We start from the raw sequence: 22,779 nt of genomic DNA on the forward strand, positions 1-22,779 counted from the left end.
CCCGGGCCCACGGCCACGACATCGCTCAACGGTCCACTCTCTCACCCGTGCCGGACGGGTCGGCGCTTTCCGCTGCGGTGTCCGGTGTCGGGTCACTCGGCTGCTCCGGGGCGTCTGCCCGGGTTCCGGTGCCGGACTCCTCCTTGAGCAAGCCTTCGGGAGTGAGACGCGCGTCGGGCTCGTCCGAGTTCTCCGGTCCGCCGTCGGCCTCGGCCGACTCCGGGGAACCGTCCTCCTCGGCCTCGCGGGCCGCCGCGCGCTTGCGCTGCGTGTACATACGGAATCCGGCGAGGACCAGCAGGAGGAAACCGCCGCCGATGACCAGCATCACCGTGGCCGTGAACTCGGTGACCTTCACGTCGAACCTGACGGGGGCGCCGTACTTCTGGCCGTCCTCCGTGTACAGCTGGGCAACCACCTCGGCCTGGCCGTTGGCCTGAGCGGACGTGGTGAACTTCACCGTCTGGCTATGCCCGCCGGAGACGGTGACGCGCTGTTCGTGGAAGTCCTTGCCGTCGATCTCGAGTCGCCTAGGGCTCTCGGAGGTGAGTCGCAGCACCAGGTGCTCGACGTCCTGCACGAGGTTGTTCTGGACAGTCACGGGGATCAAGGCGCTGCGCCCGGAGAGCTTGGTCTCCGACTTTTCGATCAGCGTGACCTGGCCGGCCAGGGAGTCGAGGTACGCCTCGACGCCGTTGCGGTAGTCGGCGGCCTGTGCGGAGCGGCCACGCCACGACGTGGACATCTCCCGGTTCATGGCACGTCCGAAGGGGGTCACCACACGGGACTCGTCGGAGAGGATCACCTTGAACTTGTCGAGCTTGTCCTGGGTGGTCTCGATCTGCTCGAAGGCCGATCGCGGCAGCTCCTGCTTGCGCAGCGAGGAGGGGTACCGCGACGCGGCCGGCACCTTCGTGGTGGCGCCCGAGTCGGGCTTGGCCGCCGCGGCGGCCGTGAGGTCCTGGGACTGGGACCATGTGCCGTCCTGGAGCGCCGTCACCGCCTCGGCCATTGCCTGAGCCTGGCTGGCCGTCGGCATCCGCTGCGGTGCGACGACGATGCTGCGTTGCTTGTCCGACTGGAGGTTGAGGGCCAGGCTCTGGGCCAGGAACCTCTGTACGGCGAGTGTCGAGCTCGACGCCCGTGTCAGGTTGCCCTGGAACACGGTCGACAGCCGTGCGTCCGAGACGACCGCCGTCGTGCCGCCGCCGATGGGGCGAGCCGCGGAGGGCGTGTAGGGCAGGCCGCTCGTCTCCACCAGGCTGTCGTTGCGGGCGATCACCTTGTCCGCGCCGCCGGAGGTGGCCACCTTGACGATGGACGGGTCGACGGCACCGTTCACGGGCCAGGCGAAGTCGGTGGTCGGCTGAACGTGGAGAATCGAGTCGACGGTGTCGGCGGCGACGTCGGTGGCCTCTTTGAGGTGGCTCAGCGAGCCGGTCACCTGTGTGCCGTTGTGTGCCAGGGCCGCCACGTCGGGGTCGCCGAAGGGCAGGGCGACGACTTCCTTGTCCTGCACCGCCTCCTGCAGCTCGGCGAGCCAATCCTTGGCGACTGCCTGATGGTGACCCGCCGTTGTCGCGTCGCCCTCGCCCTGGACGCGGTAGCTGTCCGTCATCGCGTCCACGGAGGCCAGCAGGTCGGGATCGATCACCCAGGTGACGTCGAGCTCCTTGCCCAGCGACACCAACTGCTCCAGCCGGCCGCCGGGGGAGATCTCCTCGGCGAGCTCGTCGTCGCGGAAGACCGGCGTCTGCGACTCGTTCGAGCCCGTCTGCGCCGTCATGTGCGCGGTCGAGACGAGCGGCCACAGAACCGTCGTCCGGGTCTTCGTGTCCGCCCCGTCGGGCTGCCACGGCAGGAAGGTCCGCTGGATGCCGAGCACGCGGTTCCACGGCTGCGCGGAAGTCTCACCGGACAGGGAGACGGCGAACTGGTAGACCCCGTCGCCGCCGAGATCCAGCTTGTCGACCGGCACGGAGATGCTGAAGCGGTGGGCGACGCCTGGGGTGAGCTTGGAGAACTCCTTGACGTACTTCCCGCCCACCGGAGCTCCATCGAGGCCGTCCTGGTAGGCGCTGCGCCGGGCGACCGTGTCGATGTCCGAGCGTGTGTTGAGGGCGGGCCCGAGGCGGAGGTCCACCTGCGCGTCGGTGACTGTCTGCTTGCCCTCGTTGGTCACCGAGCCCGACACGGTCAGCGTGTCACCTTCACCGGGAACGGAGGGGGTGAGCGAGTCCACGGCCACGGCCACCGAGCCCGAGCCGGAAGCGGCCTTCAGGGAATCCTGCCCGGCGGCGTGCGTCTGCGCGGCCGTGGGGAGCTGAAGCAGGCCGGCCAGCAGTGGCACCCCGGCGAACAGTGCTCCCGTTCGCCGTAGCCACCGGCGGGCAGGTGAGGGACTGGTCCCCTGGAAGTCTGCCGCCTCGGCCACGCGCTCGCCCGTCCCTCGTCGTCGTCAGTGGTCGTCGGAATGTGCGTCCACGCATGGTAACGATGCGCGCTGAGGGGAAGTGCCGCGGAGTGCTCCACAAGATCGGTTCCTCCCGCCGCGCATGTCCCGTATATGCAGGTATAAGGAGGAGCGCTTCAGCACGTCGCAAGGGCTGCCCTTGTGCGCGTATGGACGGTGGTGTCCGCGCACATGGTGTGCGCATTTAATGGAGGCGCTCGCGGTCGCCGGGGCCACGTACCCTCTTTTGTTGTGCCGAACGCCAACGAAGAAAAGCCCAGTGTCCTGAGTCAGGTGCAGCACCGTGCGGTGAGTGAACTCCTGCGGGTCGCCCCTGTCGCCGACGACCTCGCCCGCCGTTTCCAGGAGGCCGGGTTCTCGCTCGCCCTGGTCGGCGGATCGGTCCGGGACGCGCTGCTCGGCCGGCTCGGCAACGACTTGGACTTCACGACCGACGCCCGCCCCGAGGACGTGCTGAAGATCGTGCGCCCATGGGCGGACGCCGTGTGGGAGGTCGGGATCGCCTTCGGCACGGTCGGGGCGCAGAAGAGTGCCCGCGACGGATCCGCTGAGCGGATCTTCCAGATTGAGATCACGACCTACCGGTCGGAGGCCTACGACCGGACGTCGCGGAAGCCGGAGGTGTCGTACGGCGACTCCATCGAGGAGGATCTTGTCCGGCGCGACTTCACCGTGAACGCGATGGCCGTCGCGCTGCCGGAGAAGGAGTTCATCGACCCGCACGGTGGGTTGGATGATCTCGCGGCGCGGGTGCTGCGGACCCCTGGCACGCCGGAGGAGTCCTTCTCGGACGATCCGCTGCGCATGATGCGGGCGGCGCGTTTCGCGGCGCAGCTCGACTTCGAGGTGGCGCCCGAGGTGGTGGCGGCCATGAGGGACATGGCCGGGCGCATCGAGATCGTCTCCGCGGAGCGCGTGCGGGACGAACTGAACAAGCTGATCCTCTCGGCCCACCCGCGCAAGGGTCTGACGCTGCTGGTTGACACCGGGCTCGCCGGGCCCGTTCTGCCCGAGCTGCCGGCCCTGCGGCTGGAGAGCGACGAGCATCACCGGCACAAGGACGTCTACGAGCACACGCTGATCGTCCTGGAGCAGGCGATGGCACTGGAGGAGAACGGTCCGGACCTGACCCTGCGGCTGGCCGCGCTGCTGCACGACATCGGCAAGCCGCGCACGCGCCGCTTCGAGAAGGACGGCCGGGTCTCCTTCCACCACCACGAGGTGGTGGGCGCGAAGATGACGAAGAAGCGTATGACCGCGCTCAAGTACTCCAACGAGCTGGTGAAGGACGTCTCACGTCTGGTCGAGCTCCACCTGCGCTTCCACGGGTACGGCACCGGCGAGTGGACGGACTCGGCCGTCCGCCGCTACGTCCGTGACGCGGGTCCCCTTCTGGACCGCCTCCACAAGCTGACCCGCTCGGACTGCACCACGCGGAACAAGCGCAAGGCGGCCGCGCTGTCCCGGGCCTACGACGGCCTGGAGGAGCGGATCGCTCAGCTCCAGGAGCAGGAGGAACTGGACGCCATCCGACCCGACCTCGACGGCAACCAGATCATGGAGATCCTGGGCGTCGGGCCCGGGCCGGTCATCGGCCGCGCCTACAAGCACATGCTGGAGTTGCGGCTGGAGAACGGACCGATGGAGCACGACGAGGCGATGGCCGCGCTAAAGGAGTGGTGGGCAGCGCAGAGCTGAGCTCATGCAAGCGGGGTCATGTTTCACGTGAAACATGACCCCGCTTCACGGAGGCCGGTACGTCCTGAGGGGCTGTGTTTCACGTGAAACACAGCCCCTCAGTATGCGGAGAGGTCACATCAGACATCCGGGAGGCGCAGCAAGAAGTTGTCGCCGTCGCCGGTCTGGACGTAGAAGCGTCCCTGGGTGAACGGCACTTACTGGCGTCCAAAGCGAGCCATAGTCCCAGCAACTGCCGCGTAAATAACGGCGACTGTGACTACGAGCGGTGCCGAGCGGCCGTCGGGCGGCAGTATCAGGGCGGCAACGCCGGCCGCACTGACGAAGGCGACGTTGAACAGCACGTCGTAGACGGAAAAGATCCGGCCGCGGAAGCCGTCCTCGACCGAGGTCTGCACGATCGTGTCTGTCGCGATCTTCGCCCCCTGAGTCGTCAGGCCCAGGACGAATGCCGCCACCAGCATGGGAATTATGGCGAAGATCAGCCCGAGGGTAGGCACCAGGACCGCGGCGCTGCCCGCGCAGACGACGATCCAGCGGCCGGTTCCCAGTCGCCCCGCCGCCCAGGGGGTCGCCACGGCCGCCGCGAAGAAACCGGCGGCGGAGAACCCCAAGGCGAGCCCCAGCAGGGCCAGTCCGTCATCGGCGTTCGACGAGAAGGCGTACCGGCAGAGCATCAGCAGCATGACGAGCAAGGCGCCGTAGCAGAAGCGCATCAGGGACATGGCGAACAGCGCCCAGGCGGCCTGCCGGCGCGGTGGAGTGGCGAGATGGCGTACGCCTGCCGCCAGATCGCGTGCGGTGCCGGCGAGGGCCGCCACGAGGCGTGGCTGCACCAACTCCAGGTCAGGACCCAGCAGTTCGCGGGACATGCGCAGTGACGCCAGTCCCGCACACAGGTAGAGGGCGGCTCCCAGAAGCACCACGGCGGCATCGGAGTCCCAGGCCACCAGCCGTACGAGGAAGGCCAGCCCGGCCCCCGCGGTCGCGGCGAGCGTTCCAGCGGTCGGGGAGAGGGAGTTGGCGATCACGAGTCGCTCGTCGTCGACCACACGTGGCAGCGCGGCGGACAGCCCTGACAGGACGAAGCGGTTGACGGCGGTGACGCACAGGGCGGAGACGTAGAAGAGCCAGTCCGGGACCTGGGCGATGATCAGGACGGCCGTCGCCGAAGCAAGTACGGTGCGCAGCAGGCTGCCGTACAGCAGGACCTGGCGGCGTCGCCAGCGGTCCAGCAGGACGCCGGAGAAGGGTCCCACCAGGGAGTACGGCAGGAGCAGTACCGCCATCGCGGAGGCGATGGCGGCGGCCGAGGTCTGTTTCTCCGGGGAGAAGACGACGTATGTGGCGAGCGCGGTCTGGTAGACGCCGTCGGCGCCTTGCGAGAGCAGGCGTACGACGAGCAGGCGCCGGAAGTTCCCGAAGCGCAGCAGGACCCGCAGGTCGCGTACGACGGACATGAGGCCCAGCCTCACACACGAGGAGGGTCCCCGGGCGGTACAACCCGGGGACCCTCGGCAGCTCTGGCAGGAGCGTTTCGGAGCGAGCCTCAGCGCTCGACTTCACCCTTGATGAACTTCTCGACGTTCTCGCGGGCCTCGTCGTCGAAGTACTGGACCGGCGGGGACTTCATGAAGTAGCTCGACGCCGACAGGATCGGGCCGCCGATGCCGCGGTCCTTGGCGATCTTCGCGGCGCGCAGGGCGTCGATGATGACGCCGGCGGAGTTCGGGGAGTCCCAGACCTCGAGCTTGTACTCCAGGTTCAGCGGAACGTCACCGAAGGCGCGGCCCTCAAGGCGGACGTAGGCCCACTTGCGGTCGTCGAGCCAGGCGACGTAGTCGGACGGGCCGATGTGCACGTTCTTCTCGCCGAGGTCCCGGTCGGGGATCTGGGAGGTGACGGCCTGCGTCTTGGAGATCTTCTTCGACTCGAGGCGGTCGCGCTCGAGCATGTTCTTGAAGTCCATGTTGCCGCCGACGTTCAGCTGCATCGTGCGGTCCAGGATGACGCCGCGGTCCTCGAACAGCTTCGCCATGACGCGGTGCGTGATGGTGGCGCCGACCTGGGACTTGATGTCGTCGCCGACGATCGGGACGCCCGCCTCGGTGAACTTGTCCGCCCACTCCTTCGTACCGGCGATGAAGACCGGCAGGGCGTTGACGAAGGCGACACGCGCGTCGATGGCGCACTGGGCGTAGAACTTCGCCGCGTCCTCCGAGCCGACGGGCAGGTAGCAGACGAGGACGTCGACCTGCTTGTCCTTGAGGACCTGGACGACGTCGACCGGGGTCTCGGCGGACTCCTCGATGGTCTCGCGGTAGTACTTGCCGAGGCCGTCGAGGGTGTGCCCGCGCTGGACGGTCACGCCGCTGCGCGGCACGTCGCAGATCTTGATGGTGTTGTTCTCGCTGGCACCGATGGCGTCCGCGAGGTCGAGGCCGACCTTCTTCGCGTCGACATCGAAGGCAGCGACGAACTCGACGTCACGGACGTGATAGTCGCCGAACTGCACGTGCATCAGGCCGGGGACCTTCGACGCCGGGTCGGCGTCCTTGTAGTACTCGACTCCCTGAACCAGCGACGCGGCGCAGTTGCCCACGCCGACGATGGCTACGCGAACCGAACCCATTCCGGTTGCTCCCTGTGTGTACGAGTGAGGTCCTGAGTGGATCTCACGTGGCGGTGTCGTCGGGCGTATCCGGCCGAGGGGTGTCCCCCGGCCGGGGCAGGCCGCCCGGCGCTCCAGATGTGGTGTCCCGCGAGTCGGGCTCCCCGGAGGCGGAACCTCTCAGGTCCCGCCCGGCCCGCTCGCTCTCGATGAGCTCGTTCAGCCAGCGCACTTCGCGCTCCACGGACTCCATCCCGTGGCGCTGGAGCTCAAGCGTGTAATCGTCGAGGCGCTCCCGCGTACGGGCGAGGGAGAGGCGCATCTTCTCCAGGCGCTCCTCCAGCCGGCTGCGGCGGCCCTCCAGCACGCGCATGCGCACGTCCTGGGGTGTGCGTCCGAAGAAGGCAAATCGGGCAGCGAAGTGCTCGTCCTCGTATGCGTCAGGGCCGGTCTGCGAGAGCAGTTCCTCGAAGTGCTCCTTACCTTCTGCCGTCAACCGGTAGACGATCTTGGCGCGACGCCCTGCGAGTGGTGCGGCGAGAGCGTCCTCGGTGGTGTTCCCCGGTTCCTCGATCAACCAGCCGTTGGCGACCAGCGTCTTGAGGCAGGGATAGAGCGTGCCGTAGCTGAACGCACGGAACACGCCCAGCGACGTATTGAGTCGTTTGCGCAGCTCGTAGCCGTGCATCGGGGACTCGCGGAGCAGTCCGAGTACGGCGAACTCGAGAATCCCGGAACGTCGGCTCATCTGCTCGCCTCCTCGTCTTATCTCGCGCTGATGTATCGACTCGATACATCACGACGATAGAACGGCCTTCCGGACGGGACAAGTGGCGGGACGGTGAACGGGATCACATCAACGATTCATGTGGAGCGAGTTGCCTGATTTGGGGTGAAGTTCGGGGCTAGGGGGGCTTTGACGGTGCGTAGTCTGTGCGCCATGCACAGCACCGGGAACCAAGTGACGCCTGAGGGCGTCGTCGTCCTTGGTGCAGTACGGGTGAATGCGGAACCGACCGCATCCGTACTTCGGGGGGACCGGAAAACAGCCGCCGTTGCCAGGCGCCCAGGCGTGCGCCTGCCCGAGGAGTAGTCGTTCGATGAGCGAGCACCGTCGCAAACCGCCGCAGCCGCAGGGAGGCGGACGTGCCGCGGCCCGACGCGGCCAAACCGGCTCGTCCTCCGGCCGCCGAGCGGCACCGCGAGGCGCCACTGGATCTCCTTCCGACTCGTACGAGTCGGGTTACAACGGTTCCGGAGGCGAGGAACGTCCGTACGGCGGACGCGCCGAGGCACGTCGCGCCGCGCAGAGAAGTGGGGGTGGCCGCCGCAGAGCGGCCGACCCTGACCGCGGCGGCCGCCGTGCCGCTCCCGGCGGGCCGAACGGTCCCGGGCGGGGCCGGGGACGGACCGCGCCCCCTGGAAAGAAGCGGTTCGTCGACTATCCGCGGTCGGGCAAGTACGGCGTCGCGCGCTGGTTGCCGTCGTGGAGGCTCGTGGCGGGGCTGTTCATCGCCTTCATGGGCAGCCTGGTGGCTGTGGCGGGCATCGGGTACGCCATGGTGGGCACCCCCAAGGTCGCCGAGACCGCCGAGGCGCAGAACAACGTCTACTACTGGTCCGACAAGAGCGAGATGGTCTCCACGGGTGGTGAGACCAACCGGCAGATCATCAACCTGTCGCAGATTCCCAAGGCCATGCAGAACGCGGTCATCTCGCAGGAGAACAAGACCTTCGAAGAGGACAGCGGCATCGACCCGAAGGGCATCGCCCGCGCCGTGTTCAACATGGCCAGGGGCGGCGAGACGCAGGGCGGCTCGACGATCACCCAGCAGTACGTCAAGAACGCGATGCTGAATGATCAGTCGCAGACCCTCTCCCGGAAGTTCAAGGAGATCCTGGTCTCGGTCAAGGTTGGCGCCACGTGGTCGAAGGACGACATCATGGCTGGCTACCTGAACTCCGCCTATTACGGGCGCAACGCCTACGGGATCCAGGCCGCGGCCCGCGCGTACTTCAACAAGGACGCCATCAAGCTGAACGAGGGCGAGTGCGCCTTCCTCGCGGCCATGCTCAAGGGCGCCACGTACTACGACCCCGCGGGGTCGACGTCCATCGACCCGGCGGCCACGCCCAAGGCCAACAGCAAGCGGGCCCTGGTCCAGATGCAGGACACCCTCGACAAGATGGTCGAGTACGGGCATCTGAGCCCCGATGCGCGCGCCAAGTACACCAAGCTGCCCGCGGTGAAGAACCCGCGCTTCAACACCGCGCTGAGCGGTCAGATCGGCTACCTCGTCGATCTCGCCAATGGCTACCTGGTCAACAACAGCAAAACGACCGGGATCACCGAGCAGAAGCTGCGCGTGGGCGGCCTCTCGATCTACACGACCTTCGACAAGAAGAAGGTCAACGAGCTCGAGGACGCGGTGACGAAGGTCTACAAGGCCAACATCAAGCCCAAGGAGCGACCGAAGACCGACACCCACGTCCAGTTCGGCGGGGCTTCGGTGGATCCGGCGACGGGGGCCATCAGGGCCGTCTACGGCGGCACGGACGCGACGAAGCACTTCACCAACAACGCCGACGTGACGGGTGCGCAGGTCGGTTCGACCTTCAAGCCGTTCGTATTGGCGGCCGCGATGAAGTGGGGCGTGCTGGACCCGGATCTGGGACCTGACCAGGCACAGGACGAGCGCACCAAGGTCTCTCCGAAGAGCCTGTACAGCGGCAAGAACAAGCTCAAGATCAAGGACTACAAGGGCGACATCTGGCGGAACGAGAAGGGTGAGGAGTGGAACCAGGTCAACGACGGAGATGAGTCGTACGGCACTCCCCCGAGCTACCGCATCGACCTCCGTGAGGCGATGAGGGAGTCGGTGAACTCCGCCTTCGTACAACTCGGCATGGACGTCGGGCTGGACAAGGTGAAGGAGGCGGCCGTGGACGCGGGCGTCCTGGAGAGCAGCCTGGCCGGTGCGGACTACCCGTCCTTCTCCATCGGCACCTCGCAGCCCAGCGCGATCCGTATGGCCGGCGCCTACGCCACCTTCGCGACCAGCGGAAAGCAGCGTGATCCCTTCTCCGTCATGGAGGTGAAGGACAAGGACGGCGTGGTCTTCACCCACAAGACGGAGACCAAGGATGCCTTCACCGCGGCGGTCGCCGACAACGTCACGGACGTCCTGAAGACGGTGGTCGACAAGGGCACGGGTACCAGCGCCCAGCTGCCCGGCCGTGAGGTGGCTGGCAAGACCGGTACCACGGACGGCAACCGGTCCGCCTGGTTCGTGGGCTACACCCCGCAGTTGTCGACGTCGATCGCCATGTTCCGCCTGGACGACAATGAGAAGAACCAGAACCGTGAGTTCCTGAAGATGTTCGGAACGGGTGGTCAGGAGAAGATCCACGGTGCGTCGTTCCCGGCCGAGATCTGGCACGACTACATGGAACAGGCGCTGAAGAACACGAAGCCCGAGCCCTTCCCGACGCCGGCGCCCATCGGGGAGATCGTCAACGACATCCCGACCCCGACGCCCATCCCCACTCCGAGCCAGACGGAGGAGGCCAGCCCGACACCGAGCCCGACGCCCAGTGAGTCGCTGACCTCGCCGACGCCCACACCGAGCGAGACCTGCTTCGGCTTCCAGTGCAATGAGATCGGCGGCACGGACAGCGGTGGCACGGACGGGGGCGTGACCTCGACGCCGACGCCTACGGAGACGGAGACGGGCGGCAACAGCAACGGCAATGCCAACGGCAGCGGAGGCATTTTCGGCGGACCATCAGGCTGACCGACGGATCACCCGACGAGAGAAGGCCGGTGGCCGGCACCCTGCTTCATGGGTGTCGGCCACCGGCCTTTGTCGGTCCCCGTTCCTCGGTCGGCGGCCTGTTTCACGTGAAACGTCGGTTTCACGTGAAACACTCGGCCGCCGCACCCCAGTCGTCCTCGCACCGTTCTCAGACAGGTACGGCAGGATGTCCCCCATGCCCAGTGCAGAGACGACGCCCACGAGCGTGCACGTGCCCGACCCGGTGCTGCCGACCAAGGAGGACGAGGTCGCCGCAAGCGGGAGCGAGCTGATCGGTGGCCCCATCGGACGGCGTGCCCTGCTCGGGACGTCCTGGTGGACTCCCGTGCGGATCGTCGCGCTCGTGGCCATCGGTATGTTCGCCCTCGGCCTGGTCCAGAAGGCGCCCTGTTACAACGGTGCCTGGTTCTTCGGCGCCAGCTCGCAGTACACGCATGCCTGCTACTCGGACATCCCGCACCTCTACCAGGGGCGCGGTTTCGCCGACGGCCTCGTGCCGTACTTCGACAAGCTTCCCGGCGACATGGAGTACCTCGAGTACCCGGTGCTGACCGGTGTCTTCATGGAGGTGGCCTCCTGGCTGACACCGGGCAGCGGCAGCATCCAGGACCAGCAGCAGTGGTACTGGATGGTCAATGCCGGGATGCTGATGGTGTGCGCGGCCGTCATCGCCGTATGTGTCACCCGCACGCACGCCCGGCGCCCCTGGGACGGGCTGCTGATCGCTCTGGCGCCCGCCTTCGCGCTGACGGCGACCATCAACTGGGACCTGCTGGCCGTCGCCCTGACGGCCGCGGCGATGCTGATGTGGTCACGCGGTCGCTCGCTGGCCTTCGGTGTCCTCCTGGGACTCGCCACGGCCGCGAAGCTCTACCCCGTCTTCCTGCTCGGCGCCTTGTTCGTTCTGTGCTGGCGCGCGGGCAAGTGGCGAGACTTCGGGAAGGCGCTGGGCGGCACGGTCTTCGCCTGGCTGGTCGTGAACCTTCCGGTGATGCTCCTCGCCTGGGACGGGTGGTCGCAGTTCTACCGGTTCAGCCAGGAACGGGGCGTCGACTTCGGGTCCTTCTGGCTGATCATGGCCCAGAACTCCACTGACCCGCTGAGCACGGAGAGCGTCAACACCCTCGCTTCGCTGCTGATGCTGCTGTGCTGTGCCGGCATCGCCGCGCTCACGCTCACCGCGCCGCGCCGCCCGCGCTTCCCTCAGCTGGCCTTCTTGATCGTCGCGGCGTTCATCCTCACCAACAAGGTCTACTCGCCCCAGTACGTGCTGTGGCTGGTGCCCCTGGCCGTGCTGGCCCGGCCGAGGTGGCGGGATTTCCTCATCTGGCAGGCCTGCGAGGTGGTGTACTTCCTGGGGATCTGGATGTACCTCGCGTACACCACCAGCGGGGACGCCCACAAGGGACTGCCGCCGGACGGCTACCACTGGGCCATCGGCGTGCACCTGCTGGGGACGCTGTACCTCTTCGCCGTCGTCGTACGGGACATCCTCATGCCGGAGCGGGATCCGGTACGCAGGGCCGGTGACGACGACCCCTCGGGTGGCGTGCTCGACCGGGCGGAGGACGTGTTCGTGCTCGGTCCTGCGGCCCATCCGCCGAGGCATGCGGTCCACTTCGAGAAACCGCAGGTGGCGTGGGGCAAAGACGGGGCGACCGAGAGTTCGCTCTGAGCGAACAGAGGTGATCAGTACACGTGGGAGAGGCCGTACACGACGGAACGTGTGCGGCCTTTCCCCTGTTGTCGGGTTGCTGAGCGGCGGTATTACGGCGTCGCCGGGCGGCGCTCGTTCAGCGGTCGACGAGTCGGTCGAACTGCGTGGTGGTGTGCCGCAGATGGGCGACCAACTCGTCGCCGACCTTGGGCTCGGGGGCGTCCGCGGGGACGAACAGGATCGAGACCTGCATGTGCGGCGGCTCTGCGAACCAGCGCTGCTTGCCGCCCCAGACGAAGGGAGAAAGGTTCCGGTTGACCGTGGCGAGGCCGGCCCGGGCGACGCCCTTGGCGCGTGGCATGACGCCGTGCAGCGCCTTGGGGGCCTCCAGACCCACTCCGTGCGACGTACCGCCCGCGACGACCACCAGGAAGCCGTCCGAGGCCGCCTTCTGCTGCCGGTAGCCGAAGCGGTCGCCCTTGGAGACGCGCGTGACGTCCAGGACCGCGCCGCGGTACTCGGTGGCCTCGTGGTCACCCAGCCACAGCCGCGTGCCGATACGGGCGCGGAAGTGGGTCTGCGGGAACTGCTGCTGCAGGCGGGCGAGTTCCTCGGCCTTGAGGTGGCTCACGAACATCGTGTGCAACGGCAGCCGGGCCGCGCGCAGGCGGTCCATCCAGCCGATGACCTCCTCGACGGCGTCCGAGCCATCGGTGCGGTCCAGCGGCAGGTGAATGGCGAAGCCCTCCAGCCGGACGTTCTCTATGGCGGCGTGCAGCTGCGGCAGGTCGCGCTCGCTCACTCCGTGCCGCTTCATCGAGGACATCACCTCGATGACGACGCGGGCGCCCACGAGGCCGTACACGCCGTCCACCGACGACACCGAGCGGATGACCCGGTCGGGCAGCGGCACCGGCTCCTCGCCGCGCCGGTACGGCGTCAGCACCAGCAGGTCACCGCCGAACCAGTCCTTGATGCGCGCGGCCTCGTACGTCGTGCCGACGGCGAGGACGTCGGAGCCCAGCCGCGTGGCCTCTTCCGCCAGCCGCTCGTGCCCGAACCCGTAGCCGTTGCCCTTGCAGACCGGGACGAGCCCCGGGAACTGCTCCTGCACGTGCTTGTGGTGCGCCCGCCAGCGCGCGGTGTCGACGTAGAGCGTGAGCGCCATGGCCGGACCTGGAACCTTTCTCGTGGCTGCGGTGTATCAGAGGTATGGAAGCTATGGAAGCTATCGACGGTGCAGCAGTTGACGGTATCGAAGCGGACGACGCAAGGTCAGCGACGCGACATGTAGATGTCGAGCGCCTTGTGGAGCAGCTTGTTCAGCGGGAAGTCCCACTCACCGAGGTATTCGGCGGCCTGCCCGCCCGTGCCCACCTTGAACTGGATCAGGCCGAAGAGGTGGTCGGTCTCGTCCAGCGAGTCGGAGATGCCGCGCAGGTCGTAGACGGTGGCGCCGAGCGCGTAGGCGTCGCGCAGCATCCGCCACTGCATCGCGTTCGAGGGCCGGACCTCACGGCCGATGTTGTCGGAGGCGCCGTAGGAGTACCAGACGTGACCGCCGACGATCAGCATCGTCGCCGCCGACAGGTTCACCCCGTTGTGCCGGGCGAAGTACAGCCGCATGCGGTTGGGGTCCTCGGTGTTGAGGGCGGTCCACATGCGCTGGAAGTACGACAGCGGGCGCGGCCGGAAGTGGTCGCGGACGGCTGTGATCTCGTACAGCCGCTGCCATTCCGCGAGGTCCTCGTAGCCGCCCTGGACGACCTCGACGCCGGCCTTCTCGGCCTTCTTGATGTTGCGCCGCCACAGCTGGTTGAAGTTCTTGTGGACCTCTTCCAGGGACCGGTTCGCCAGCGGCACCTGGTAGACGTAGCGCGGCTGGACGTCGCCGAAGCCGGCGCCCCCGTCCTCGCCCTGCTGCCAGCCCATACGGCGGAGCTTGTCGGCGACCTCGAAGGCGCGCGGCTCGATGAAGTCGGCCTCGATGTCCCGCAGCCGCTTCACGTCCGGGTTCTGGATACCCGCCTTGATGGAGGTGGCCTCCCAGCGCCGGATGATCACCGGCGGGCCCATCTTCACGGAGAAGGCGCCCTGGTGCTTGAGGTGCGCGAGCATCGGTTCCAGCCAGTCGGTCAGATTTGGCGCGAACCAGTTGATGACCGGGCCCTCGGGCAGATAGGCGAGGTAGCGCTTGATCTTGGGCAGCTGCCGGTAGAGGACGAGACCCACGCCGACCAGTTCACCGCTTTTGTCGAACCAGCCGAGGCTCTCCGAGCGCCACTCCGCCTTCACGTCCGCCCAGGCCGGGACCTGCATGTGGCTCGCCGACGGCAGGCTCTGGATGTATGCCAGATGCTGCTCGCGACTGATCGTCCTCAGGGTCAGGCTCATTCGGGGCGCTCCTCGGGCTGGTGTGTCCCCATGGGTACAGGGGCTCCGGCTCTCGCGCCGAAGCCTACTGCGCCTTTGGAGCACCCCGACTGGGCGTACGGAAGCTTCGCCTCGGCCTGTGGGTCGCCGAGGTGTTCGGTTCCGTTCGAGGCGGTGTTCTGTGTGTTTTCGGGGGGTGATGTCCCTGGCGTCAGCCGAAGACCCCACCGAAGAGACCGCCGTGCGCCATGCCGAGGAAGAAGCCGACACCGGCGGCGCCGAGGCCCAGGATCAGACCGAAGCGCTCACGTGTCGTTTCCGAGATCCACTGGCCGTAGGCGCCGGTGAGGATGCCCACCAGGCCGGTCCAGGAGCTGAGCAAGTGCAGGTCGTCGTCGACGAGCGCCACGACGAAGGAGGTGATGCCCAGCACCAGGGTCACCGCGAGCAGGGTGTCCTGGAGCGGGTGGGGCTTTCCGTCCGTGGCGAAGAGGCCTCCGACGGTGTTGGGTCGCATTGCCTGTGCCATAGGGCACCTCCTGCGGAAGGCGGCGCATCGTAGCGCCATACACACCCGATGTGTACAGAGTGGCGGGCTCCCTGGGCTGATTTCAACCGGAAGCACGTGTGCGGGTACTCTGTACCGTCTGCACCGGTGTCTGCCCAGGCCATGCCAGGGAGTCCGCCCAGTCCACGCAGGGGAAACCGCCAGCGGGTCCCCGATTGTCAGTGGCGGCCGATACCGTTGCGTACGCATCACAACCCTCCTGCCACGGAACGACCGTGGCCGCTGAGTCCAAAGGAGGTGGGTTCCACATGCGTCACTACGAGGTGATGGTCATCCTCGACCCGGATCTGGAGGAGCGCGCTGTCGCCCCCCTGATCGAGAACTTCCTTTCCGTTGTCCGTGAGGGCAATGGAAAGGTCGAGAAGGTCGACACCTGGGGCCGTCGTCGTCTCTCGTACGAGATCAAGAAGAAGCCTGAGGGCATCTACTCGGTCATCGACCTGCAGGCCGAGCCTGCGGTCGTCAAGGAGCTCGACCGCCAGATGAACCTGAACGAGTCGGTCCTCCGGACCAAGGTCCTCCGTCCCGAGACCCACTGAGCTCTCCCGCTCAGCTGAATCTCGGGCATCGAGTAGCAGCACTAGCAGCCAGCAGCAAACCCGCCGAGAGGTTCCCCCATGGCAGGCGAGACCGTCATCACGGTCGTCGGCAATCTTGTCGATGACCCCGAGCTGCGCTTCACCCCTTCCGGTGCGGCGGTCGCGAAGTTCCGTGTCGCGTCCACTCCCCGCACCTTCGACCGCCAGACGAACGAGTGGAAGGACGGCGAGAGCCTCTTCCTGACCTGCTCGGTCTGGCGTCAGGCGGCGGAGAACGTCGCTGAGTCGCTCCAGCGAGGCATGCGCGTCATCGTGCAGGGCCGGCTGAAGCAGCGGTCCTACGAGGACCGCGAGGGCGTCAAGCGCACGGTCTACGAGCTGGACGTCGAGGAAGTCGGCGCCAGCCTGCGCAACGCCACGGCCAAGGTCACCAAGACCAGCGGCCGCGGTGGCCAGGGCGGTTACGGCGGCGGTGGCGGCCAGGGTGGCGGCGGCTGGGGCGGTGGCCCTGGTGGCGGCCAGCAGGGCGGCGGCGCTCCCGCTGACGACCCGTGGGCTACCGGCGCTCCCGCCGGTGGCCAGCAGGGCGCTGGCGGTGGCGGCGGTGGCGGCGGCTGGGGCGGTGGCTCCGGCGGCGGTGGCGGCTACTCGGACGAGCCCCCCTTCTAGGCATTCGGGTCCGGTCCTTCGAGGCCGGTCCGGGTCAAGGGCGGGTCGTTACCCAAACTTCTTGATCACACAGGAGAAACACCATGGCGAAGCCGCCTGTGCGCAAGCCTAAGAAGAAGGTCTGCGCTTTCTGCAAGGACAAGGTCACGTACGTGGACTACAAGGACACGAACATGCTGCGGAAGTTCATTTCCGACCGCGGCAAGATCCGTGCCCGCCGCGTGACCGGCAACTGCACGCAGCACCAGCGTGACGTCGCTACGGCCGTCAAGAACAGCCGTGAGATGGCGCTGCTGCCCTACACCTCCACCGCGCGATAAGGGAAGGGTGACCGACTAATGAAGATCATCCTCACCCACGAGGTCTCCGGCCTCGGCGCCGCGGGCGACGTCGTCGACGTCAAGGACGGTTACGCTCGCAACTACCTCATCCCGCGGAAGCTCGCGATCCGCTGGACCAAGGGTGGCGAGAAGGACGTCGAGCAGATCCGTCGTGCTCGCAAGATCCACGAGATCCAGACCATCGAGCAGGCCAACGCTGTCAAGGCCCAGCTCGAAGGTGTGAAGGTCCGTCTGGCCGTCCGCTCCGGCGACGCCGGTCGCCTCTTCGGCTCCGTCACCCCGGCCGACATCGCCTCGGCCATCAAGGCTGCCGGTGGCCCCGAGGTCGACAAGCGCCGCATCGAGCTTGGTGCGCCGATCAAGACCCTGGGCGCCCACGAGACGTCCGTGCGTCTGCACCCCGAGGTTGCCGCCAAGGTCAACATCGAGGTCATCGCGGCCTGATCGCTGCGCTCGGCTTGAACAGCTGAACAAAGGGGGCCGTACCCAGTGGGGTACGGCCCCCTTTGCTGTGTGCGGCACTGCGGACTCTGCGCTGGGCTACGAGAGATTCCATCTGTTTCACGTGAAACAGCGTGTTTCACGTGAAACCGTCAGCGCGTGGCGCCCGTGACGATCCAGCGGCCTGAGCGGGTGCGCTGCCAGAGCGTGAGCATGCGCACCGACATCATCAGTGTCATGGCCGCCCAGACCGCGGTGAGACCGCCGCCGATCGCGGGGACGAGCAGTGCGACGGGGGTGAACACTGCCAGGGTGACCACCATGGCCCAGGCCAGGTAGGGGCCGTCGCCTGCTCCCATCAGGACGCCGTCCAGGACGAAGACGATGCCGCAGATCGGCTGGGAGAGCGCCACCACGAGCAGGGCCGGAAGGGCGGTGTCCTGGACAGCCGTGTCGCTGGTGAACAACGGCAGGAAGAGGGGCCGGGCCATCACGACGAGCAGACCGAGTACGACGCCGGCCGCGATGCCCCACTCCACCATGCGGCGGCAGGCGGCCCGGGCGCCCTCGGTGTCTCCTGCGCCGAGATACCGCCCAATGATGGCCTGTCCGGCGATGGCGATGGCGTCCAGCGCGAAGGCGAGCAAGTTCCACAGCGACAGAATGATCTGGTGCGCCGCGATGTCGGCGTCCCCGAGGCGGGCTGCGACGGCCGTGGCAATCATGAGAATGGCCCGCAACGAGAGGGTGCGGACCAGCAGGGGTACCCCGGCCTGTGCTGAAGCTCTTATCCCGGCCGCTTCGGGGCGCAGCGAGGCACCATGCTTGCGGGCGCCACGGATCACGACCACGAGATAGACCGCGGCCATGCCGCACTGGGCGATGACGGTGCCCCAGGCGGAGCCCGCGATGCCGAGGCCGGCGCCGTAGACGAGCCCTACGTTGAGGACGGCATTGGCGATAAAGCCCGCGATGGCGACGTAGAGCGGTGTCTTGGTGTCCTGCAGTCCGCGCAGGACACCGGTGGCGGCGAGCACCACGAGCATGGCCGGGATGCCGAGTGCCGAGATCCGCAGATAGGTGATCGCGTACGGGGCCGCGGTGTCCGAGGCGCCGAAGAGTTCGACGAGGGACGGTGCCGTGGGCAGGACGACCGCGATGACGGCGGCCCCGAGGAGGAGGGCCAGCCAGATGCCGTCCATGCCCTGGCGGATGGCGGCCTGGAGATCGCCGGCGCCGACGCGTCGGGCGACGGCCGCAGTGGTGGCGTAGGCGAGGAAGACGAAGACGCTGACGGCCGTCATCAGAAGGGCCGAGGCGACCCCGAGTCCGGCGAGTTGTGCGGTGCCGAGATGGCCGACGATGGCGCTGTCGGCCATGACGAAGAGAGGCTCGGCGACGAGCGCGCCGAAGGCCGGGACGGCCAGTGCGACGATCTCTCGGTCGTGCTGTCGTCGTGCGGCCTTGGGCGTCGCGGGAGCCTGTGTCATGGCCACCAATCTAATCGTCCACAGGTAAGAGATGCAACGCCTTAATGACCCTTACTCAGCGTCGGGGGGTGTGCGTGTCTGTGTACTGTTCGAAGCGATCTTGGTCCGACTGGGGAAGTTTTTCTTCTGCACAGCCGGTGGACGGCAAATGCGCAGGTCAAGGGGCTTGCCCGGGGATTACCCAGGGCTTGTTCACAGGGCTGTCCACCGGGTCGTGCACAGGTTTTGCGGAGTTCTCCACAGCATCGGGGCCGTCGTCCACATGGCCTGTGGATAACCAGATTGGCTGACGGTGCCCGCGGGCCTACCGTTGTCCGGCGCCCACTCCGTCCGTCGGCCGGGAAACCGCCATAAAACCGACGACCTAGAAGCGGAGTTGGGCCTCTCATTTTGTCAGTGGCGTGCCGTAGAACTAAGGGGCACGGCTAGGTCCGCTCGGCGGACGGGAGGAGGTGGCTCGGTTGAGCATTTCCGAGCCCTTGGACGACCCGTGGGCCGACAGCGGGCCCAGTGATCGTCTGCCTGCCTCCCGACGACGCGGCGACGGCGGCCGGGGCCGTGACGAACAGCATGATCGCGGCCGGGACAGCGGTGAGTGGGACGGTGGCGGTTCGGCCTTCGAGCGGGTACCGCCGCAGGACCTCGACGCCGAGCAGTCCGTCCTCGGCGGCATGCTTCTGTCGAAGGACGCCATCGCCGATGTCGTCGAGGTCCTCAAGGGCCATGACTTCTACAAGCCCGCGCACGAGACGATCTTCCAGGCGATCCTCGACGTCTATGCCAAGGGCGAGCCGGCCGACCCCATCACCATCGCTGCCGAACTCACCAAGCGTGGCGAGATCAACAAGGTCGGCGGTGCTTCGTATCTCCACACCCTCGTCCAGACGGTGCCGACGGCGGCGAACGCCGAGTACTACGCGGAGATCGTGCATGAGCGTGCCGTGCTGCGCCGCCTGGTCGAGGCCGGCACCCGCATCACGCAGATGGGATACGCGGCCGACGACGACGTCGACGAGATCGTCAACCGCGCGCAGGCCGAGATCTACGCGGTCACCGAGCAGCGCACCAGTGAGGACTATCTGCCGCTCGGCGACATCATGGAGGGCGCGCTCGACGAGATCGAGGCGATCGGCTCCCGCAGCGGTGAAATGACCGGGGTCCCCACCGGGTTCACGGACTTCGACTCGCTCACCAACGGTCTGCATCCGGGTCAGATGATCGTCATCGCCGCCCGTCCCGCCATGGGTAAGTCCACCCTCGCGCTGGACTTCGCCAGAGCCGCGTCGATCAAGAACAACCTGCCGAGCGTCATCTTCTCCCTCGAAATGGGGCGCAACGAGATCGCGATGCGTCTGCTGTCCGCCGAGGCCCGCGTCGCCCTGCACCACATGCGCTCGGGCACGATGACCGACGAGGACTGGACGCGACTGGCACGCCGGATGCCCGACGTCTCGGCCGCCCCGCTCTACATCGACGACTCCCCGAACCTGTCGATGATGGAGATCCGGGCCAAGTGCCGTCGGCTGAAGCAGCGCAACGACCTCAAGCTCGTCGTCATCGACTACCTCCAGCTGATGCAGTCCGGCGGCTCCAAGCGCGCCGAGAGCCGTCAGCAGGAGGTCTCGGACATGTCCCGTAACCTCAAGCTGCTGGCCAAGGAACTGGAGATCCCGGTCATCGCGCTCTCCCAGCTGAACCGTGGTCCCGAGCAGCGTACGGACAAGAAACCGATGGTCTCCGACCTGCGTGAGTCCGGTTCGATCGAGCAGGACGCCGACATGGTCATCCTGCTGCACCGCGAGGACGCCTACGAGAAGGAGTCGCCCCGTGCGGGCGAGGCAGACCTGATCGTGGCCAAGCACCGTAACGGTCCGACGGCGACGATCACGGTGGCCTTCCAGGGCCACTACTCGCGGTTCGTGGACATGGCGCAGACCTGATCCACTTCACGCGGGGGATATACGCTCGACTCCCGACCGCCCACCGGGTGGACTGGGGGCATGACGACCTCTCAGGAAGAACTGCTTCCCAGCACACGCCGCGCGCTGCTGCATCGCATCGCCGTGGCCCAGGCCGAAGGGCGTGCGCCTTCGCTGGTCGCCGCGGTCGTACGGGACGGCCGGGCTGTATGGCACGGCTCGCGTACCTCGGTGGACGGGCATGGGCCGAACGAGAACGTGCAGTACCGCATCGGCTCGATCACCAAGACCTTCACCGCCGTTCTCGTCCTGCGACTGCGTGACGAGGGCCTGCTCGATCTCGGTGACCGCCTGGAGAAGCATCTGCCGGGCACCGGAGCGGGGGAGTCGACCATCGCCGAACTGCTCGCGCACACCACCGGGCTGGCGGCCGAGGCACCGGGGCCCTGGTGGGAACGGACCCCCGGATCACTGCGGCCCGAGTTGTCCGACGTTCTGGGTGAGCAACCCTTCCTGCATCCGTCCGGCCGGCGGTTCCACTATTCGAACCCCGGCTACACGTTGCTGGGCGCACTGGTGGAGAAGCTGAGAGACGCTGCCTGGGAGGACGTACTCCGGCGAGAAGTGCTCGAACCTCTGGGCCTGAACCGCACGAGTATGCGCCCGCAGGCCCCGCACGCAGGCGGCTGGGCAGTACACCCCTGGGCCGATGTGATGCTTCCCGAGCCCCTCGAGGACCTGGGCCGGATGGCGCCGGCCGGTCAACTGTGGTCGACCACTGCCGACTTGGCACGGTTCGCCGTCTTCCTGGCCAAGGGCGATGATCGAGTGCTGAGTGCCCGGTCCGTGCGGGAGATGCGGACGCCGGCCGCGCCTCCCGAGGCCGCTGATGTGGTGGACGGAGCGGCGTACGGTCTCGGTATGCAGGTCCAGCACAGGGAGGGGCGACTTCTTGTGGGGCACGGGGGATCGTTGCCGGGTTTCCTGGCGAGCCTGACCATCAGCGTGGAGGACGACGTAGCGGCCGTGGTGCTGGCCAACTGCACTTCTGGTCCGCCGGTCTCTCTCGTCGCCGCCGACCTCGTCCGCATCGTCGCCGAGGCCGAGCCGCGGATCCCCGAGCCGTGGCGGCCGATGCACGACGTCGACGCGGCCGTACTGGAATTGGCGGGTCAGTGGTACTGGGGAACCTACGCCTTCGCTCTGCGGCTGACCGCCGACGGCCTGGTTTCACTGGAGCCGCTGTCCGGCAAGGGCCGCCGCTCGCGATTCCGGGCCAACGGTGACGGCACATGGACGGGTCTGGAGGGCTACTACGCCGGCGAGCTCCTGAAGGCCGTACGGCGCCCGGACGGGACCGTGGACCACCTGGACCTCGGGTCGTTCGCGTTCACGCGGCAGCCGTACGACGAGGAGGCTGCCGTACCGGGCGGTGTGGACCCCGACGGATGGCGGGGGATCGGCTCGTTCTGACTGTGCGGTGAGCGCCTGTTTCACGTGAAACAGGCGCTTCGCTGCGTCAGAGCTGGAGCTTGAAGCCCACGTGGGAGGCCGTGAAACCGAGCCGCTCATAGAAGCGGTGGGCGTCCGTGCGGGTCCTGTCGGACGTCAGCTGCACCAACTGGCAGTTCTGGCGCCGGGATTCGTCGATCGCCCACTCGATGAGCTGCGTGCCCAGGCCGCTGCCCCGCTCGTCGGCGTGGATGCGTACGGCTTCGATGATCGAGCGGGTGGAGCCGCGCCGGGACAGCCCGGGAATGACCGTGAGCTGCAACGTGCCGACGACGCGGCTCTCACGAACGGCGACGACCAAGTGCTGGTTCGGATCACTGGTGAGCCGCTCCAACGCGGCCACGTACGGGGTCAGGTCATCGGGTGATTCACGCTGGGCACCCAGCGGATCGTCCGCGAGCATGCCGACGATCGCGGGGATGTCGTCGGCGACGGCGGCTCGTATCTCAAGATCTCCCATGCCTCCACCCTATGCGGGCACCGGGACCGACGTGACGACCCGGACCAGGGGGGCGAGTTCAAGGTTCTTCGCGGCTTCGTCGAGGGCCTGGCGCAGGGCGGTGTCGTTGGTGGGCCGGGCCTCTTCGAGGAGCTTGAGTCCTTTGTCGGTGACGTCGGTGTAGATGCCGCGGCGGTCGGTGGGGCAGAGGTAGCGGGAGAGCAGGCCGCGGTC

18 protein-coding genes and 1 pseudogene are annotated in these 22,779 nt (G+C 67.4%); 9 read left to right on the plus strand and 10 right to left on the minus strand.

Going from position 1 to position 22,779, the window contains the following annotated elements; all coding sequences use genetic code 11:
• Positions 1 to 25 precede the first annotated feature (25 nt).
• Positions 26 to 2,434: a DUF6049 family protein gene (locus ABZ078_RS27910; protein ID WP_356579626.1), complete on the minus strand. Its 2,409-nt coding sequence runs from the start codon at positions 2,432 to 2,434 to the stop codon at positions 26 to 28.
• Between the two features lie 270 nt (positions 2,435 to 2,704).
• On the opposite strand from ABZ078_RS27910, the gene ABZ078_RS27915 reads away from it, so the two are divergent.
• On the plus strand, positions 2,705 to 4,171 hold the full coding sequence (locus ABZ078_RS27915) for a CCA tRNA nucleotidyltransferase (protein WP_356579628.1): 1,467 nt from the start codon (positions 2,705 to 2,707) through the stop codon (positions 4,169 to 4,171).
• 197 nt (positions 4,172 to 4,368) lie between these two features.
• Here ABZ078_RS27915 and ABZ078_RS27920 read toward each other — a convergent pair whose 3' ends face one another.
• The 3 genes from ABZ078_RS27920 to ABZ078_RS27930 form a co-directional block, all read right to left on the minus strand.
• Positions 4,369 to 5,631, minus strand: a complete 1,263-nt coding sequence (locus tag ABZ078_RS27920) for an MFS transporter (RefSeq protein WP_356579630.1) — start codon at positions 5,629 to 5,631, stop codon at positions 4,369 to 4,371.
• An 89-nt stretch (positions 5,632 to 5,720) separates the two neighbouring features.
• A complete protein-coding gene (locus tag ABZ078_RS27925; protein ID WP_356579632.1) occupies positions 5,721 to 6,803 on the minus strand; it encodes an inositol-3-phosphate synthase in 1,083 nt (360 codons plus the stop codon).
• Positions 6,804 to 6,846: 43 nt separating this feature from the next.
• Positions 6,847 to 7,530: a PadR family transcriptional regulator gene (locus ABZ078_RS27930; RefSeq protein WP_356579634.1), complete on the minus strand. Its 684-nt coding sequence runs from the start codon at positions 7,528 to 7,530 to the stop codon at positions 6,847 to 6,849.
• 352 nt (positions 7,531 to 7,882) lie between these two features.
• Here ABZ078_RS27930 and ABZ078_RS27935 point away from each other — a divergent pair, with 352 nt between their 5' ends.
• Positions 7,883 to 10,576, plus strand: coding sequence for a transglycosylase domain-containing protein (locus ABZ078_RS27935; RefSeq protein WP_356579636.1), 2,694 nt, complete (start codon positions 7,883 to 7,885; stop codon positions 10,574 to 10,576).
• Positions 10,577 to 10,772: 196 nt separating this feature from the next.
• Positions 10,773 to 12,272 (plus strand): glycosyltransferase 87 family protein, encoded by a 1,500-nt coding sequence (locus tag ABZ078_RS27940; RefSeq protein WP_356579638.1) that lies wholly within the window; start codon positions 10,773 to 10,775, stop codon positions 12,270 to 12,272.
• 118 nt (positions 12,273 to 12,390) lie between these two features.
• Here the strand turns inward: ABZ078_RS27940 and ABZ078_RS27945 are convergent, their stop codons facing one another.
• The 3 genes from ABZ078_RS27945 to ABZ078_RS27955 form a co-directional block, all read right to left on the minus strand.
• The gene (locus tag ABZ078_RS27945) at positions 12,391 to 13,422 is read right to left on the minus strand and encodes an alanine racemase (RefSeq protein WP_356579640.1); all 1,032 of its coding nucleotides are present in this window, start codon (positions 13,420 to 13,422) and stop codon (positions 12,391 to 12,393) included.
• A 107-nt stretch (positions 13,423 to 13,529) separates the two neighbouring features.
• Positions 13,530 to 14,648, minus strand: a complete 1,119-nt coding sequence (gene femX / locus ABZ078_RS27950) for a peptidoglycan bridge formation glycyltransferase FemX (RefSeq protein ID WP_019756521.1) — start codon at positions 14,646 to 14,648, stop codon at positions 13,530 to 13,532.
• 190 nt (positions 14,649 to 14,838) lie between these two features.
• Positions 14,839 to 15,156 (minus strand): hypothetical protein, encoded by a 318-nt coding sequence (locus tag ABZ078_RS27955; RefSeq protein ID WP_215156347.1) that lies wholly within the window; start codon positions 15,154 to 15,156, stop codon positions 14,839 to 14,841.
• Between the two features lie 287 nt (positions 15,157 to 15,443).
• On the opposite strand from ABZ078_RS27955, the gene rpsF reads away from it, so the two are divergent.
• The 4 genes from rpsF to rplI all read left to right on the plus strand — a co-directional run bounded on the left by rpsF (position 15,444) and on the right by rplI (position 17,188).
• Positions 15,444 to 15,734, plus strand: coding sequence for a 30S ribosomal protein S6 (rpsF, locus tag ABZ078_RS27960; RefSeq protein ID WP_005482942.1), 291 nt, complete (start codon positions 15,444 to 15,446; stop codon positions 15,732 to 15,734).
• A 78-nt stretch (positions 15,735 to 15,812) separates the two neighbouring features.
• Positions 15,813 to 16,403, plus strand: coding sequence for a single-stranded DNA-binding protein (locus ABZ078_RS27965; RefSeq protein WP_356579643.1), 591 nt, complete (start codon positions 15,813 to 15,815; stop codon positions 16,401 to 16,403).
• An 83-nt stretch (positions 16,404 to 16,486) separates the two neighbouring features.
• Complete coding sequence (rpsR, locus tag ABZ078_RS27970) at positions 16,487 to 16,723, plus strand: 30S ribosomal protein S18 (RefSeq protein WP_003949403.1); 237 nt, start codon at positions 16,487 to 16,489, stop codon at positions 16,721 to 16,723.
• 18 nt (positions 16,724 to 16,741) lie between these two features.
• Positions 16,742 to 17,188, plus strand: coding sequence for a 50S ribosomal protein L9 (rplI, locus tag ABZ078_RS27975; RefSeq protein ID WP_356579645.1), 447 nt, complete (start codon positions 16,742 to 16,744; stop codon positions 17,186 to 17,188).
• Between the two features lie 149 nt (positions 17,189 to 17,337).
• On the opposite strand, the gene ABZ078_RS27980 is transcribed toward rplI, so the two are convergent.
• Entirely contained in the window at positions 17,338 to 18,675 is a 1,338-nt protein-coding gene (locus tag ABZ078_RS27980) for an MATE family efflux transporter (protein ID WP_356579647.1), read from the minus strand.
• 461 nt (positions 18,676 to 19,136) lie between these two features.
• Here ABZ078_RS27980 and dnaB point away from each other — a divergent pair, with 461 nt between their 5' ends.
• Both dnaB and ABZ078_RS27990 read left to right on the plus strand, forming a co-directional pair.
• Positions 19,137 to 20,615, plus strand: a complete 1,479-nt coding sequence (gene dnaB / locus ABZ078_RS27985; RefSeq protein WP_356579649.1) for a replicative DNA helicase — start codon at positions 19,137 to 19,139, stop codon at positions 20,613 to 20,615.
• Between the two features lie 60 nt (positions 20,616 to 20,675).
• Positions 20,676 to 22,067: a serine hydrolase domain-containing protein gene (locus ABZ078_RS27990; RefSeq protein WP_356579651.1), complete on the plus strand. Its 1,392-nt coding sequence runs from the start codon at positions 20,676 to 20,678 to the stop codon at positions 22,065 to 22,067.
• 46 nt (positions 22,068 to 22,113) lie between these two features.
• Here the strand turns inward: ABZ078_RS27990 and ABZ078_RS27995 are convergent, their stop codons facing one another.
• Complete coding sequence (locus ABZ078_RS27995; protein WP_356579653.1) at positions 22,114 to 22,566, minus strand: GNAT family N-acetyltransferase; 453 nt, start codon at positions 22,564 to 22,566, stop codon at positions 22,114 to 22,116.
• Between the two features lie 9 nt (positions 22,567 to 22,575).
• Positions 22,576 to 22,779 (minus strand): annotated as a pseudogene (locus tag ABZ078_RS28000) (MarR family transcriptional regulator); the annotation flags it as partial.

It is taken from the genome of Streptomyces sp. NPDC006385, from assembly GCF_040612485.1.
Classification (GTDB): Bacteria; Actinomycetota; Actinomycetes; order Streptomycetales; family Streptomycetaceae; genus Streptomyces.

Coding starts and splice junctions, on each gene's coding strand:
- ABZ078_RS27920 (WP_356579630.1), bottom strand. CDS start 5,631: ATGTCCGTCGTACGCGACCTGCGGGTCCTGCTGCGCTTCGGGAACTTC.
- ABZ078_RS27925 (WP_356579632.1), bottom strand. CDS start 6,803: ATGGGTTCGGTTCGCGTAGCCATCGTCGGCGTGGGCAACTGCGCCGCG.
- ABZ078_RS27930 (WP_356579634.1), bottom strand. CDS start 7,530: ATGAGCCGACGTTCCGGGATTCTCGAGTTCGCCGTACTCGGACTGCTC.
- ABZ078_RS27935 (WP_356579636.1), top strand. CDS start 7,883: ATGAGCGAGCACCGTCGCAAACCGCCGCAGCCGCAGGGAGGCGGACGT.
- ABZ078_RS27940 (WP_356579638.1), top strand. CDS start 10,773: ATGCCCAGTGCAGAGACGACGCCCACGAGCGTGCACGTGCCCGACCCG.
- ABZ078_RS27945 (WP_356579640.1), bottom strand. CDS start 13,422: ATGGCGCTCACGCTCTACGTCGACACCGCGCGCTGGCGGGCGCACCAC.
- femX (WP_019756521.1), bottom strand. CDS start 14,648: ATGAGCCTGACCCTGAGGACGATCAGTCGCGAGCAGCATCTGGCATAC.
- ABZ078_RS27955 (WP_215156347.1), bottom strand. CDS start 15,156: ATGGCACAGGCAATGCGACCCAACACCGTCGGAGGCCTCTTCGCCACG.
- rpsF (WP_005482942.1), top strand. CDS start 15,444: ATGCGTCACTACGAGGTGATGGTCATCCTCGACCCGGATCTGGAGGAG.
- ABZ078_RS27965 (WP_356579643.1), top strand. CDS start 15,813: ATGGCAGGCGAGACCGTCATCACGGTCGTCGGCAATCTTGTCGATGAC.
- rpsR (WP_003949403.1), top strand. CDS start 16,487: ATGGCGAAGCCGCCTGTGCGCAAGCCTAAGAAGAAGGTCTGCGCTTTC.
- rplI (WP_356579645.1), top strand. CDS start 16,742: ATGAAGATCATCCTCACCCACGAGGTCTCCGGCCTCGGCGCCGCGGGC.
- ABZ078_RS27980 (WP_356579647.1), bottom strand. CDS start 18,675: ATGACACAGGCTCCCGCGACGCCCAAGGCCGCACGACGACAGCACGAC.
- ABZ078_RS27990 (WP_356579651.1), top strand. CDS start 20,676: ATGACGACCTCTCAGGAAGAACTGCTTCCCAGCACACGCCGCGCGCTG.
- ABZ078_RS27995 (WP_356579653.1), bottom strand. CDS start 22,566: ATGGGAGATCTTGAGATACGAGCCGCCGTCGCCGACGACATCCCCGCG.